Annotated in this window: 18 protein-coding genes; 14 read left to right on the plus strand and 4 right to left on the minus strand. The window is 54.2% G+C overall.

What is annotated here, in order from left to right; all coding sequences use genetic code 11:
* Positions 1–65: 65 nt before the first annotated feature.
* Complete coding sequence (locus KNP60_RS00190) at positions 66–758, minus strand: hypothetical protein (RefSeq protein WP_214796467.1); 693 nt, start codon at positions 756–758, stop codon at positions 66–68.
* 98 nt (positions 759–856) lie between these two features.
* On the opposite strand from KNP60_RS00190, the gene KNP60_RS00195 reads away from it, so the two are divergent.
* The 10 genes from KNP60_RS00195 to KNP60_RS00240 all read left to right on the plus strand — a co-directional run bounded on the left by KNP60_RS00195 (position 857) and on the right by KNP60_RS00240 (position 9,398).
* On the plus strand, positions 857–1,777 hold the full coding sequence (locus KNP60_RS00195) for an AAA family ATPase (RefSeq protein ID WP_214796469.1): 921 nt from the start codon (positions 857–859) through the stop codon (positions 1,775–1,777).
* 69 nt (positions 1,778–1,846) lie between these two features.
* Positions 1,847–2,833 carry a DUF58 domain-containing protein gene (locus KNP60_RS00200; RefSeq protein WP_214796471.1) on the plus strand — a complete coding sequence of 329 codons (987 nt, stop codon included), beginning with the start codon at positions 1,847–1,849 and terminating at the stop codon, positions 2,831–2,833.
* A 64-nt stretch (positions 2,834–2,897) separates the two neighbouring features.
* The gene (locus KNP60_RS00205) at positions 2,898–3,437 is read left to right on the plus strand and encodes a ribonuclease FAU-1 family protein (RefSeq protein WP_214796472.1); all 540 of its coding nucleotides are present in this window, start codon (positions 2,898–2,900) and stop codon (positions 3,435–3,437) included.
* A gap of 49 nt (positions 3,438–3,486) precedes the next feature.
* On the plus strand, positions 3,487–4,611 hold the full coding sequence (locus KNP60_RS00210) for a tetratricopeptide repeat protein (RefSeq protein ID WP_214796473.1): 1,125 nt from the start codon (positions 3,487–3,489) through the stop codon (positions 4,609–4,611).
* A 136-nt stretch (positions 4,612–4,747) separates the two neighbouring features.
* Positions 4,748–5,179 (plus strand): MarR family winged helix-turn-helix transcriptional regulator, encoded by a 432-nt coding sequence (locus KNP60_RS00215; RefSeq protein WP_214796475.1) that lies wholly within the window; start codon positions 4,748–4,750, stop codon positions 5,177–5,179.
* Between the two features lie 40 nt (positions 5,180–5,219).
* Complete coding sequence (locus tag KNP60_RS00220; protein ID WP_214796477.1) at positions 5,220–6,212, plus strand: ring-cleaving dioxygenase; 993 nt, start codon at positions 5,220–5,222, stop codon at positions 6,210–6,212.
* Positions 6,209–6,838, plus strand: a complete 630-nt coding sequence (locus KNP60_RS00225) for an NADPH-dependent FMN reductase (RefSeq protein ID WP_214796479.1) — start codon at positions 6,209–6,211, stop codon at positions 6,836–6,838. Before KNP60_RS00220 ends, KNP60_RS00225 begins: the two co-directional genes overlap by 4 nt.
* Before the next feature lie 90 nt (positions 6,839–6,928).
* Positions 6,929–7,405, plus strand: coding sequence for a hypothetical protein (locus KNP60_RS00230; RefSeq protein ID WP_214796481.1), 477 nt, complete (start codon positions 6,929–6,931; stop codon positions 7,403–7,405).
* Between the two features lie 60 nt (positions 7,406–7,465).
* A complete protein-coding gene (locus tag KNP60_RS00235; RefSeq protein ID WP_214796483.1) occupies positions 7,466–8,533 on the plus strand; it encodes a saccharopine dehydrogenase family protein in 1,068 nt (355 codons plus the stop codon).
* Between the two features lie 67 nt (positions 8,534–8,600).
* Positions 8,601–9,398 (plus strand): GNAT family N-acetyltransferase, encoded by a 798-nt coding sequence (locus KNP60_RS00240; RefSeq protein ID WP_034779697.1) that lies wholly within the window; start codon positions 8,601–8,603, stop codon positions 9,396–9,398.
* 31 nt (positions 9,399–9,429) lie between these two features.
* Here the strand turns inward: KNP60_RS00240 and KNP60_RS00245 are convergent, their stop codons facing one another.
* The gene (locus tag KNP60_RS00245) at positions 9,430–10,215 is read right to left on the minus strand and encodes an SDR family oxidoreductase (RefSeq protein WP_214796485.1); all 786 of its coding nucleotides are present in this window, start codon (positions 10,213–10,215) and stop codon (positions 9,430–9,432) included.
* Positions 10,216–10,300: 85 nt separating this feature from the next.
* Positions 10,301–10,615, minus strand: coding sequence for a hypothetical protein (locus tag KNP60_RS00250; RefSeq protein ID WP_034779691.1), 315 nt, complete (start codon positions 10,613–10,615; stop codon positions 10,301–10,303).
* A 147-nt stretch (positions 10,616–10,762) separates the two neighbouring features.
* Here KNP60_RS00250 and KNP60_RS00255 point away from each other — a divergent pair, with 147 nt between their 5' ends.
* From KNP60_RS00255 to KNP60_RS00270, 4 genes are all read left to right on the plus strand, one after another.
* Positions 10,763–11,068 (plus strand): hypothetical protein, encoded by a 306-nt coding sequence (locus KNP60_RS00255; RefSeq protein WP_034779689.1) that lies wholly within the window; start codon positions 10,763–10,765, stop codon positions 11,066–11,068.
* A 66-nt stretch (positions 11,069–11,134) separates the two neighbouring features.
* Positions 11,135–12,148, plus strand: coding sequence for a S66 family peptidase (locus tag KNP60_RS00260; RefSeq protein WP_235420227.1), 1,014 nt, complete (start codon positions 11,135–11,137; stop codon positions 12,146–12,148).
* Complete coding sequence (locus tag KNP60_RS00265; protein ID WP_152567767.1) at positions 12,148–12,750, plus strand: NUDIX hydrolase; 603 nt, start codon at positions 12,148–12,150, stop codon at positions 12,748–12,750. The genes KNP60_RS00260 and KNP60_RS00265 overlap by 1 nt, the downstream gene beginning before the upstream one ends.
* A 94-nt stretch (positions 12,751–12,844) precedes the next feature.
* Positions 12,845–13,432: a GNAT family N-acetyltransferase gene (locus tag KNP60_RS00270; protein WP_034779682.1), complete on the plus strand. Its 588-nt coding sequence runs from the start codon at positions 12,845–12,847 to the stop codon at positions 13,430–13,432.
* Here KNP60_RS00270 and KNP60_RS00275 read toward each other — a convergent pair.
* A complete protein-coding gene (locus KNP60_RS00275) occupies positions 13,413–13,877 on the minus strand; it encodes a GNAT family N-acetyltransferase (protein WP_034779680.1) in 465 nt (154 codons plus the stop codon). The two genes, KNP60_RS00270 and KNP60_RS00275, sit on opposite strands and share 20 nt — an antisense overlap.
* Positions 13,878–13,945: the final 68 nt, after the last annotated feature.

Genomic DNA, 13,945 nt, shown 5'->3' on the forward strand with positions numbered 1-13,945 from the left:
TTTTTTCCTATTATCAATGATCGTAGCATGTTTGCCAGTCATTGAGAACCCGGGTACTTTCTCGCTCAGGGTTGCCGCTTCAAGTAACGGTCGAGTGCCTCGTGAAATCGTTGTTGCTGCTCGAACGGGATGTCATGATCGGATGCGGGACCATAGCGAATCAGATGATAGAGCGAGGCGTCGATATCTGTCAGCTCGATGCGTTCGAACCAGTCGACGACCGTCTCATTCGTCCGAAGTTTTAACTCAGGGGCGAGCGACGCGTTGAACGTGATGAGCCAATCCCTCAGTTCGATGTTCGTGAGTATCGGGAACGTCTGTGCAGCGATCGTTGCGTCCGCTTCGTGTGATGATTGAGTAGAAGTGTCATCCGTAAAAAGGAACGTGAGTCCTTTCAGCCGTCGACGACGCAACCATTTCCGGACACTGTAAACAATCAATCCGGCAGCAGCGAGGATGGCGAACAGTGTTCCGAGTCCTCCGGGTGCATCGCCTCCACCCAAACCGAATGGAAACTCAAACATTTTTTTCTTTTCACGTAAGGATCCACCTTTTTCGTTTTCACCAACTGTCGTTAAATCGATTCCATCCTCGTCCGGTTCCTCTTCTTCTTGCTCACGCTCTTCTATTAGAGGATCGTCAACTGGATGCTCGAGCGTTTGAAACCAACTGAACGTCTCCTTACTGACAAAGACGAACGTCACAACGAGACAAGCTGTCACAACAAGGAACCCTATAAATCGAGAGGACCACTTCATCTTTTCCCTCCTTATCGGAATGTTCAGACTATTTATTGTCTATATTACCATAAACAGGTAAACTTCGAATAAGACATCTACCAACGGAGGGGAACGAAATGGGAATCGAAGCGGTCATCAAACAGTTGAATGAAGTGTATTTAGGGAAAGAAGAAGTCGTTCGTCTCTGCTGCACGGCACTTCTCGCCGAAGGACATATCTTGCTTGAGGACGTTCCGGGCACGGGGAAGACGTTGCTCGCCAAAACGATCGCCGGCAGTTTGGACGGGTCATTCTCGCGCATCCAATTTACGGCCGATTTGCTCCCGTCCGACGTCATCGGGACCGACTACTTCAATATGCAGACGCAAGGATTTGACCATCGGCAAGGTCCGATTTTTGCGAACATCGTCTTGATTGATGAAATCAACCGGGCCGTCCCGCGCACCCAGTCGGCGCTGTTAGAAGCGATGGAGGAACGACAAGTGTCAATCGGCGGGAAGACGTATCCGATGCCGAAGCCGTTTTTCGTCATCGCGACGCAAAACCCGATTGAATCGGCTGGGACGTTCCCGCTCCCAGACGCGCAACTCGACCGGTTCCTCATCTCGATTCCGGTCGGCTATCCGGAAGCCGCCGAAGAGCGAGAACTGTTGTTGCAAGTGTTGACCGAGACCCGCAAACAAATCGAGGCCGTGACGTCACTCGCCTCGCTGCAAGAAGCGCAGGCCGAGACGAGACAAGTCGCGATCCAAGACGATGTCCTCGACTATATGCTCGGTCTCGTCCATGCGACTCGGGCGCACGCGTCCGTCGAGGTCGGAGTCAGCCCACGTGGCGCGATCGCGCTGCTCCGCGCTTGTCAAAGCTATGCCTATTTGGCCGGCCGACTGTACGTCATCCCGGAAGACGTCAAAGCCGTGGCGCCGTACGTCCTCGCCCATCGGATCAGCTTGACGCTTGAAGGCGGCATCAAGTCGACAAAAGCGAACGTCATCGCACACATTTTAGACACCGTGCCCGTGCCGGTCGAGGGCTGACGGATGATCCTGTCCACGCACGTTTGGTTGCAGCGACGGCTCCTACCTATATATCTTGTGAGCGGAGCCATGCTCGTGTTCTTCCCGTACGTATACGGATTGGGTTACATATGCTTCATTGTAGCGAGTGCGATTTGGATGCTGGAGCGGACGCGGCAACAACTCGAGCGGCACATCGATCTCCAGTTCACGCAATACGAAGAATTGCTGTTTGTCGGGGACGAGAGTCGGCTCGTATTGGTTGTCGATGGGGTGGGCGAGTTGGACCGGCTCGGACTACCGCTTCGCATTCGTTTGAAGGCGAGCTCAGGAATAAGCTTTCCGGCGCATGAGCGCCTTCCGAACGTGCTCGACTATGAGGTCGATGTCGGTCGCGCCCGCCACGAATTGGTCGTGCGCGCCGAGTATCGAGGTCCAGCCACGTTCGAGGAATGCGTCATCGCCGTCACGCTTCCGTTCCGTCTCGGGACATATTTGTATGAACGACCGGTCGATATAGAGTGGACCGTCCTTCCATCGCTCCTGTTGCATCCACCGGTCGGGACGAAGCGGCTAGCGCTTGGGGACCGGCCGCTCTTGGCGTCACCGCTTCGAAATCCGTTGCAACTAATCGGGTCGAAACCGTATGAAGGGGAACCGGTGAAGGAGATTGATTGGTATGCGACCGCCAAACTCGGACGACTGCAGTCAAAAGTATTTCAACAGACGACGCTCGATACGTTCACGTTCGCCTTGGATTTGACGGGTCCGTCCGGTTATACGCTCCATCACGACTTCGAATCGCTCATCAGCCAAACCGCCTTCGTCACATCGCGTCTGTTAAAAGAGGACTGCAAAGTCGAATTGTTCTTGAATCGATTCAATGAGGATGGGACGATGCTCCATGTCCCGCTTCAGGAAGGCGAGCGCGGCATTCGCTTCATCTTGCTGCAGTTAGCGACGATTCATCCGGGCAACCGGTTTATCTCGACCGATGCGTTCACCCGGATGGTCGAGCGAAAACGATTGAAGCAAAGCCACCTCGTCTCGTTCAATCAACACAATCTGTACGATTGAACAGGGAAATGTCGGATTTTGGCGAACTCTTTACGTATGAATTGGGTCAAAAGGAGAGAGACATATGCCAAAACGGAAATTTGCCAATCGTCGAGACTGGGAACGGATTTTGCAACATCGCTACGCGCAAATGGAGGTACATGATGACCGTTTCTCCGGGACCGTCGCCTTGTTTCAAATCGATGCGGTCCGCGCACCTCAACATAAGATGCACAAGGGAGAAGAGTTCATCGTCGCCGATGCCGGTTACAGCTGGCTTCAATATTTCCCGGACGACGAGCCGTTCGGTGTGACCGTCATGTTTAATGATGAAGGGCACATCGTTCAATGGTACATCGATATCGTCGAAGCGATCGGATACGAGGACGGAATCCCGTATATGGACGACTTGTTGCTCGACATCCTCATCTTCCCGAACGGGGACGTTGTCCGCAAAGACGAGGACGAGTTCGAGGAAGCGACGGAGGCCGGAGAACTGACGCCGGAGCTCGTCGAGCAGGGCTGGCGTGACTTCCATGCGACGCTCGATCGGATTGAACGTCGGGACTTCGTCTATTTCGACTTGGCGAACGAGCATTACACCGAGTTGAAGCAAAAACTTTGAACGGCCTGTTCCCTTTGGTACAGTGAAAGAAAAAACAGGGGGACGAATCATGAAAATCATCAATACCGAGACGTGGTCGCGCAAGAAGCACTACGAATTCTTCAAGGCGTTTGACGCTCCGCATTTCAACGTGACGGCGAGCGTTGATGTGACGAAGTTACATACGCATGCCAAACGGACCGGACAGTCGTTCTTTAAACTGTTCTTGTACGGTGCCGTCAAGACGGCGAACGCCATCCCGGAGCTTCGCTACCGGATTCGCGGCGACGAGGTCATCGAGCACGACGTCGTGCATCCGTCCTTTACTGTCATGATGGACGATGACGTCTTCAACTTTTGCACGGCGACCTATAAAGACACGTTCCCGGACTTCATGGAAGAAGTGACGGCCCGGATGAGCGGGGCGAAACGGGAAGTCGTCGTCGGCGACGAGCCGGACAGTCTGCTTTACATCACGAGCGTGCCTTGGGTCACGTTCACGAGCATCAGCCACCCGACACACGATCAGCAACACGATACGGTGCCGCGCATCGCCTGGGGCAAATTCACGGAGACGGGTGGCCGGATGACGATGCCGCTCTCGGTCCAAGCCCACCATGCCCTCGTCGATGGCGTCCATGTCGGTCGCTATTACGAGTTGTTGCAAGCGTGGCTTGACGACTTGAGTGACTTGGAAGTTCAAACCCCAGAGGAGAAGGGGCTCGACGAAGCGATTCGTCTCCGCGAGAACGGAGAGCTCGAACGGGCAAAGCAGCTGTTGCTCATGTTGCTCCGACAAGACGAGAAGAACCCACGCCTCCATGCCCATTGCGCCTGGTGTTATGACTCGCTCGGCGAAGAGCGGCAAGCCGTCCCGCATTATGAACGGGCAATCCGGCTCGGCCTCGCCGGCGAAGAGCTCCGGGAGACGTATATCGGACTCGGCAGCACGTATCGGGCGCTCGGCCGCTACGAGGACGCTGAGGCGTTGTTCGCCAAGGCGATCGAACAGTTCCCAGACATCGGGGCGCTCAAAGTATTTCAAGCGATGACCCATTATAATCTCGGGCGCCACACTGAAGCGACCGGTACGTTGCTCGAACTGCTCGCAAGCCCGGAGCCGGATGACAGCATCAAACGGTATCGTCGCGCCATCGCGTTTTATGCGCGTAACTTGGACGAGACGTATGACTGAAACGACAAGACGAGGCAACTCGTCTTTTTTTTGAGACGAATTGATTGACCCATCAAATTTAGCGTGTTATATTTATCTCGAATTAAAGATAATGAAATTTAAAGTATAGTTTTCTCTCGGCAGAGGAGGGGAACACATGGAAGAACGACAAACGTTGAAAGCGATCACGGTGTTGCTTCGAGCCTCGCAATCGATTCAAGACGTGGTCAAGCATGAAGTCGCCGAGTACGGGCTGAATCCGACCGAGTTCTCGGTCCTGGAATTGCTGTACCATAAAGGCGACCAACCGATTCAAACGATCGGCAAAAAGGTATTATTGACGAGCGGGAGCATGACGTACATCGTCGACCGACTCGAAGCGAAAGGCTACTTGATACGCAAAGCCTGTCCGAGCGATCGGCGTGTCACATATGCGGCGCTGACTGAAGAAGGGCATGGCCTCATGTCATGCATCTTCCCAGCCCATGAAAAACGAATGGACGAGCTGTTCGACGGACTCGATTTAGCAGACACGATTACTCAATTGAAGACGGTCGGCAAACGTGCCGAAGCGGCAAAAAAATTTTAATTAATTATCTCGAAATCAAGATTTTGAAGGAGCGATTTTAATGAACCATGTAAAAGGGATTCACCACGTGACGGCGATTACGAGCAGCGCCGAGAAGAACTATGACTTCTTCACGAACGTCCTTGGGATGCGTCTCGTCAAAAAGACGGTCAACCAAGACGATATTCAGACGTACCACTTATTTTTCGCCGATGACAAAGGCAGCGCTGGAACGGATATGACGTTCTTTGATTTCCCGGGCATCCCGAAAGGCGTGCACGGGACGAACGAGATCGCCAAGACGTCGTTCCGCGTCCCGACCGACGAGGCGCTCACGTATTGGGAACGTCGATTCGACCGCCTCGGCGTGAAGCATGAAGGCATCGCCGAGCAGTTCGGCAAGAAGACGCTTTCGTTCGTCGATTTCGACGAACAGGCGTACCAGCTCATCTCAGATGAGTTCAACGTCGGCGTCGCGTCAGGCGAACCGTGGCAAAACGGCCCGGTCCCGCTCGATTACGCCATCACGGGTCTCGGTCCAATCTTCATCCGCATCGCGGACTTTACGTATTTCAAACAAGTGATGGAGCAAGTCATGTTGTTCGAAGAGATCGGACAAGAAGGCGACGCGCATCTCTTTGAAGGAGGTGGGGGTGGAAACGGAGCGCAAGTCGTCGTCATTCATGACGAGACGTCACCAGTCGCGCGCCAAGGGTTCGGAACCGTGCATCACGTCGCTTTCCGTGTCGATGACCGCAGTGTCCTCGATGAATGGACGGCACGCTTGCAACAGTTCGGGTTACCGACGTCAGGCTATGTCGACCGCTTCTTCTTCGAATCGTCTTATGCACGAGTCGCGCCGCAAATCCTGTTCGAATGGGCAACGGACGGACCAGGATTCATGGGCGATGAACCGTATGAGACGGTCGGTGAAAAATTGTCACTCCCGCCGTTCTTAGAACCGAAGCGGGAACAGATTGAAGCGATGGTTCGACCGATTGATACGGTCAGAAGCACAAAAACGTTTGAGAAAGAATATGAGGGCATGAAATGAGCTTTTTAAATCGTTTGTTCGGTAAACAAGAGGAACCAACCAACTCACAAGGAGGAACTAACATGTTGAAAATTGGAATCGTACTCGGATCGACTCGTGAAGGACGCGTCAGCCCGCAAGTCGGAGAATGGGTGAAAGAACTCGCGGACAAACGCGGTGACGCCAACTATGAAATCATCGATATCGCAGACTATAGCCTCCCGCTTCTCGGCGAGCCAGGCGGCGACGCAACAGGTGCCGCAGCATGGTCTGAGAAAATCGCGGAGATGGACGGCTTCGTCTTCATCGTCCAAGAATACAACCACTCGATCACAGGTGCGCTCAAAAACGCCCTCGACTACTTACGCAACGAATGGCATAACAAAGCAGCCGGCATCGTCTCATACGGTTCGGTCGGCGGTGCGCGTGCGACGGAACACTTACGCGGCGTGTTGAGCGAGCTCTTGATCGCCCACGTCCGTGTCCATCCAGCGCTCTCGCTCTTCACAGATTTCGAGAACGGCACACATTTCGCACCGAAAGACGTACAAGTCCAATCGGTCAACGACATGCTCGACCAGCTCGTCCCATGGACAGAAGCGATGCAGACGGTCCGCACGAAAGCGGCAGAAGCTGCGAACAACTAAGTATTTGGCCAGCCTTTAAACAGGCTGGTTTTTTTGTGCGCTTTTTTTATGGGTCGTGTAAAGTTGGAGTGGAAGAAGGGGGGAACGTGCATGTGGGCTCGGAAAATTGTCGCGGCGTCGCTCACGGCTCCGATTTATGCACTCTTGTTGGCGTGTTGGGTCGTCATCCTGCAACATCCGGACAGCGGTAGGGTGAGCGATACGGTGAACGGGCTTCTGGTGCTGACGGCAACTTATTTAGCAGTCAGTTTTCCGGTCATCGTCACGTACGGCGTGTTGATGTCGGTGTTCAGCGATTGGGTGACACGCCGGATGTCGAAGCGGTTCGGGCCGCTCGTCTCGTTTGGGTTACATATCGGGTTCGGGCTCGTCTTGCTCTGGCTCAGTTTAGGGGCGGCGCTATTATATTGGGCGATTGATCGCTACTTGACATATAAGGGCTGTCGGTTCGGGACAAGGCAGGTGTGGTCGAGTCTCGTCATCCCCGTCGGTGTCATAGTGATGGCTGTTGGCGTCGTCTATTTGGTCGGTGTGTTGCAAGACGTGATGCATCGTTTATACGGGTGAAAGTTGGCAGGATAGGGAACAAAGAAAAGACATGTTTGTAGAGTTGAAGGAGGAATCGTGATGAAATGGATGATTTATGGGGCGAACGGATATACTGGTGAGTTGATTGCCCGGCAAGCAGTAAAAGAAGGGATGACACCGGTGCTCGCGGGTCGGCGTGCGGACGCGATCGCCAAGCTCGGGGAAGAGCTCGCGTGTGAGACGCGCGTCTTTAACTTGTCGTTCGATAAGGCGACACGCCAATTGGAAGACATCGACCTCGTGTTACACTGTGCCGGACCGTTCGCCGATACGAGTCGGCCGATGGTCGAGGCCTGCCTCGCCACGAAGACGCATTACTTGGATATTACCGGGGAAATCGAAGTGTTCGAATACATCCACTCGAAGAAACGGGCTAAGCTCGCGCAAGAAGCCGGCGTGTTGCTTTGTTCGGGTGTCGGCTTCGACGTCATCCCGACCGACTGTGTGGCCCGCAAGTTGAAAGAGCTGATGCCGGACGCGACGAATCTAGCCCTTGGCTTCTCGGCGGCCGCCGGTATCTCACGCGGGACGCTGAAAACAGCGATCCGTGGGCTAGGGTCGAGCAGTGCCGAACGAAAAGATGGCGAATTGACACCATTCCCGCTCGGGGCGAAACGCCGTCACATCGATTTCGGACGCGGCAAGAAAACGGCACTTGCGATTCCATGGGGGGATGTCTCGACCGCCTATTATACGACGGGCATCCCGAACATCACGACGTGGGTCCCGGTCCCGACGGCTTACGCTTACGGGGCGCGTCTCTTATCTTGGTTCGGTCCGATTCTCGGCAGCGACGCGGTGCAAGGGAAACTGCTCCGTTATGTCGATGAGCACGTGAGCGGACCGGACGAGTCAGAACGGGAACGCTCCTCGACGTATGTCTGGGGCGAGGCGACGGACGCCTCAGGACGTAAAGTGATCGTCCGTATCAAGACGGCGAGCACGTATGCCTTCACCGTGTACGGCGCACTTGAGGTCGTGAAGCGTCTTGTCGGATCGGGCCGCGTCATCCCTGGTAGCTTCACACCGGCGATGCTGTTCGGATCGCACTTCATCGAAGAAATCGAAGGATCGTCGTCATTTGTCGTCGATGAGGTCCGGCTGTAACGGAATCACAATCTGTTCGCAATCGAAGTGTGGTAAACTCAGGGGAGATTAGTAGGGAGGGAATGAGATGAGACGCTTAGAGCTAGCCAGGCGAATCGAACGCATCAAAGCGGAAGGGACGTCTGCCTATATTCGGCATCGTAAACAGACCCCTCCCTATGAAGGTTCGGAATTGATTGTTGAAAACAAGGGCCACGTCTTCCGGATGGGCAATACGAGTTTCGCGGTCGGCTTCGGGTTGAATCGACCGACCAGTTTTTACGATTTGCACCAGATGGAGAAGTGGGTGCGCGGGAAGAACGTGTCCCGCCTACATATCGAGGTCTGTCCACTCGCGGACATGTCGCTCCTTCGGTTGCTGCAAGAACGAAACTATACGCTCGACCACTTCCTCGACGTCTGGTTGCTCGACGTGAATGCGTTCGTGTTCCCATCAGATGAACCGGACGCGGTCGAACGGGTGAACGCCGATAACGTAAACGAATGGGCCCGGGCCATCGCGGCTGGCTTTGCCGAGACTGGGACGGTCATGCAAGAGACGATCGATACCGCGAAAGGCTTCTACGCGTTACCGGAAAACCAGGCGTTTCTCGTCCGCGAAGGCGAGACGGCTGTCGCCGGCGGTATTCTTGCTATCCAGGACGGGATGGGGGAATTGTTTTTGACGAGCACAATCCCAGCTTACCGAAACAAAGGTTACCAGACACAGCTCATCTTGGAGCGGATCGCCGCCGCGAAAGCAGCGGGTTGTCAGTATGTGACCGTCACAACGAAAGTCGATACGGCCTCGGGCCGCAATATGGAGCGTTTAGGTTTTATCCCGTTCTATCAGAAAGCGGTCATGAAAAGCCCGATCCTCAAATAAACAGGTCGCCCCGCGGGGCGACCTGTTGTCGTTAAAGCAAAGATTCGGCGCCGTCGACGTACACCTCGGAACCGGTGACGTGGCTCGACATGTTGCTCGCGAAGAACAACACGACGTCCGCGACTTGTTTGGCCGTGCCTGACTTGCCGGCGAGCGGCTGATTCCCTTCCGGGTATTCAATCGGGATGACGACTTCCTCGAGCAAGGCGTCGTCTCGGTTCGTCGAGTCATCGATGTTCGTATCGATGGCCCCGGGACAAATCGAGTTGACGCGAATGCCGAACTGGGCGAGCTCGGCTGCAGCCATTTTGGCGAATCCGGTCTGTCCGGCTTTTGTCGTCGCATAGCCGCTGAAACCGAAGTTTTTGAAATAACGGTTTCCGTTGATGGATGATGTGATGATGATGCTGCCGCCTCGTTCCTTTAAGTAAGGGATGGCATGTTTCACCGTCAAGAACGTGCCCGTCAAGTTCGTCTCGACGACACCGTTCCAATCCTCGAGCGCCAAATGCTCGATCGGCGTGATCGTCCCATTACGACCCGCGTTCGCGAAGACAATGTCGACACGGCCGAAACGTTCGACTGTTTGTTCGTACGCCCGTTTCATCTCGTTTTCGTTCCCGACGTCGGCACTGATGCCGATGGCCCGTTCTTCTCCAATCAGACTCGCGAGTTGCTGGGCATCTTCCAATTTTAAGTCGATGATGGCGACTTTCGCCCCCGCCTGGACGAACCGGATGACGGCGGCGCGTCCGATTCCGGATGCCGCGCCTGTGATGAACGCGACTTTCCCCGATAACAATGTATTTGAAATCATTCAATTCGCTCCTTTCAGCTTCCTGTTCTCATATTCCACCGTTCTATGAAAACTATGCTCGTTTTCTGAAAAAAAGCCGTGTCGCTTAATCCGGTGTTACATGGATTGACACGGCAATCTTGAGTTTTGCGTCCCGGTCGAGCTCCACCGTGACGACTTGACCAACTCGGAGTTCTTGCACGTCGTCCGCACTCCCGGTTACTTCGGTCTGATCATTGATTAAAATCGTCTGCAACTTCACCTCACTGCCTGAGACGTCACTCGGACCAATCATCAATTGCGGGATATCGATTTGCTCAATCCGTCCCTCGATTTGATGGTCGTCCCATGTACTAATCCAATACACTGCCACTAAACAAAGACCGATAAATGCCAGAGCAAAGATGAGTCGGGTTCTCATGGTGTTCCTCCTCTGTGTCATTCCGGTACGATGGTTTCCATTAGTTATTTACCCGGATTACAGGAATCCTATAGGGTTCTTTTGACAGGAATTTGAATCGGTGATGCGGAATAAAACAAGACAATTTGATGAGTGGAGGCGCTGACGATGATTCTAGTCGGGCTGGTTAGTTTGATCATTTCAGGATTGGTGGCGTTCGGATGGTGGACAATCGGTTTTCCGCGGCGACGCATATGGGGCGGACTGATGATGTTAGGTGTCGCATTCATCTGCTCGCCATTCTTGCTTGTCTTGAGCGGAGAACGGTTTGGATTCAATGGCATCATCGCGGGATTGGTCGGATTATTTTGTATCGTGGCGGGCGGATTCTTCTTTCTTTTGCTCGGTTGGATTGGTCGCCCGCAGAAAATTCGAAAGGTACGGACACTCTCGGAAGACCCTGATTTGTTTTAGGATAGGTTGTCAGCCGACTCTTGGAACCCGTACAGTGAATGAAACGAACGTGAGGGAGCGATGATGTTGGGGACAAGTAAACAACCGCTGGCGTTACGGGCAGGGGACACGATTGGAATCATCACGCCCTCGTTTCCGGCACCGGTCCGTTTTCCGGAACGGTATACGCGAGGAATTGAACAGCTAAAGCGGATGGGATTTCTCGTTCGAGAAGGACGGTGCACGCACCGTTCAGAAGGATACCGCTCGGCCTCGATCCGAGAACGGGCCGAGGAGTTCAATGAACTGCTGCGTGATGATGACGTGAAAGCGATCATCAGCACGATTGGGGGAACGAACTCGAACTCACTCTTACCGTATATCGATTACGAGGCGTTGCGACAACATCCGAAAATTATCATGGGGTATAGCGATGTCACAGCACTCCTCCTCGCCTGCTATACGGAGACGGGCGTGACGACGTTCTACGGTCCAGCCATCGTCCCGTCGTTCGGGGAATACGAGACGATGTTTGCGGACGGGGAGCGCTACGTGCGAGAGGTACTCTGTTTGGAGCGGACGGCGCCTTACACACTCGACGTTCCCCGAGAGTGGACCGAGCAGATGATCGATTGGTCGACGCAGGACCGGGAGAAAAATTTCCGCCCGAATGATGGCTGGCTCACTCTCCGAGAAGGTCAGGCTCGTGGCAAGTTGATTGGTGGGAACATGAACACGATGACCGGCTTCTTGAAGTCGGACTATTTTCCAGACATGGACGGGGTCATCCTGTTTTTAGAAGACTCGTTCAAGACGATGGCAGACGAGGAACGTTCCCTCAGTATGCTCAAACTGGCCGGAGTGTTCAATCAAATCAATGGACTCGTCATCGGGAAACATGAACATTTCGATGCGGCCGGCGCACCGTTCACGTTTGAGGAGCTGTTGCTCGAAGTGCTCGGAGACGTCGACTTCCCGATTTTGACGAACGTTGATATCGGGCATACGTTTCCGTCACACGTGTTCCCCATCGGCATCGATGTCGAACTCGATGCGACGTCAGGGACAATCACTTTTTTAGAGGATGGAGTGACGCGATAATGGAATTCATCACGGTCGTAGACCACCGGCGGAAGAAAGTTGGGTTGAAGTCACGCGCCGATGTACACCGGGACGGGGACTGGCATGAAACGTTCCATTGTTGGATGACGGCCCACGACCGTCTCTTCCTGCAACTTCGAAGCGAACGGAAGGCAGATTTTCCCGGATTGTTCGATATCACGGCAGCCGGGCATTTGGCGGCCGGAGAGACCGTTCGGGACGGGGTGCGGGAGATTCATGAAGAGCTCGGGCTCGACCTGACGTTCGATCAACTGACTCCGCTCGGCGTCTTCGAAGACGTGATCGAGACAGGGACATTTTTGGATCGAGAGTTCGCCCATACATATGTCTACGCGTACGCGGGAGAACCGTTTACATTAGATGAAACGGAAGTGGCCGATGTCGTCACGGTCGATTTTGCGGCGTTCCGGTCGCTCTTGGCCGGCAAGCATGCGGAGGTTGAGTCGATCTCGGCAATCTCAGGGGAGACACGGACCGTGACGAAGCAAGATCTCGTGCCCCATCCGACAAGTTATTGGGAGCAAGTCTTGACGGGCCTTGGGGTGAACTCTTCGAGCGACCGAGGCGGGTCTCATGATTGATTTTATTTGGCAACTGCTGAACGTATTGCTCGTGCTCGGTTTAGGTAGTCTTTTGGTTTGGTGTTTTCGCAAGTGAAGAGGGGGGAATGACGAGATGAACGTTGAACGTACAGATACACCGCTCCAGATTGAGACCGGACGGTTATACTTGCGGGCACCTCGCGCCGGAGAAGATGCCCGTATCGTCAACGAGGCGATTCGGGAGTCGCATGATGAACTGAAGCGCTGGCTTCCGTTCGCGCAAGAAGTGCCGACGTTATCCGAGACGGAAGAAAACTTGAAGCGGGCACAGGAACTCTATGTAACAGGCGAGAGTTTTCGGTATCTCATCTTTTTACGGGAGACGGGGACATTCGTCGGGACGGTCAGCCTGTTTGAGATTGACTGGGACGTACGGAAGGCTGCAGTCGGCTATTGGCTTCACACGGAACACACCGGCCACGGTTATATGAGCGAGGCGGTCGAGGCGATCGTCCGTTTCGGATTCGCCCACTTCAGCTTCCAGCGGATTGAAATCCAATGCGAGTCGACCAATGAAGGAAGTCGAATGATTCCGGAACGGCTCGGCTTTCAGTTGGAAGGCACGCTCCGAAACGAGGACTTGTCCGCTGACGGAAAACGCTTGACGGACACAGCCGTCTACAGCATCTTACCCGGCGAACTTATACCTGCAGCGACATGATGCGTTGGGGTCCGACCGGTCCGTCGATCAAGCGGCCGGTGTCGACGAAGCCGACAGTTTGATAGAGCGAGAAGGCCGGCTCATTTTTGAGATTGACTGACAGGACGACCTCGTGTTTATCGGTGAAGTGCTCCCGGACATAACTCGGCAAGAGACGGAGCGCCGCTTTGGCGTGGCCGTTTCCTTGAGCCGGATGATTGATGGAAAACATCGAGAGCAATAACGCATCTCGCGCCTCCGTGTAAGAGGCGACCCGTTCCGTGTCGTGGAGCAGAAAGAAGCCAACGGGCTCATCGGTCGTGATGACGACAGGGTACACCCCGTCTGGCAACTGCGAATCGAGATCTGTTGGGAGCGTCGTATATTTCTCTTGGTCGAGCGGTAGGGAAAATGTCTCCAAGACAGGCCAATGGGCGTCACGGAGTGGTTCGAGTTTGATTGACATCCGGATTCCTCCTCGGTGTAAGTTGACTCTTCTAGTATACTGAACTCTAACTCGAAAGGAACTGAGCA

This window comes from Exiguobacterium sp. s5 (assembly GCF_018618075.1).
GTDB lineage: Bacteria > Bacillota > Bacilli > Exiguobacteriales > Exiguobacteriaceae > Exiguobacterium > Exiguobacterium mexicanum_A.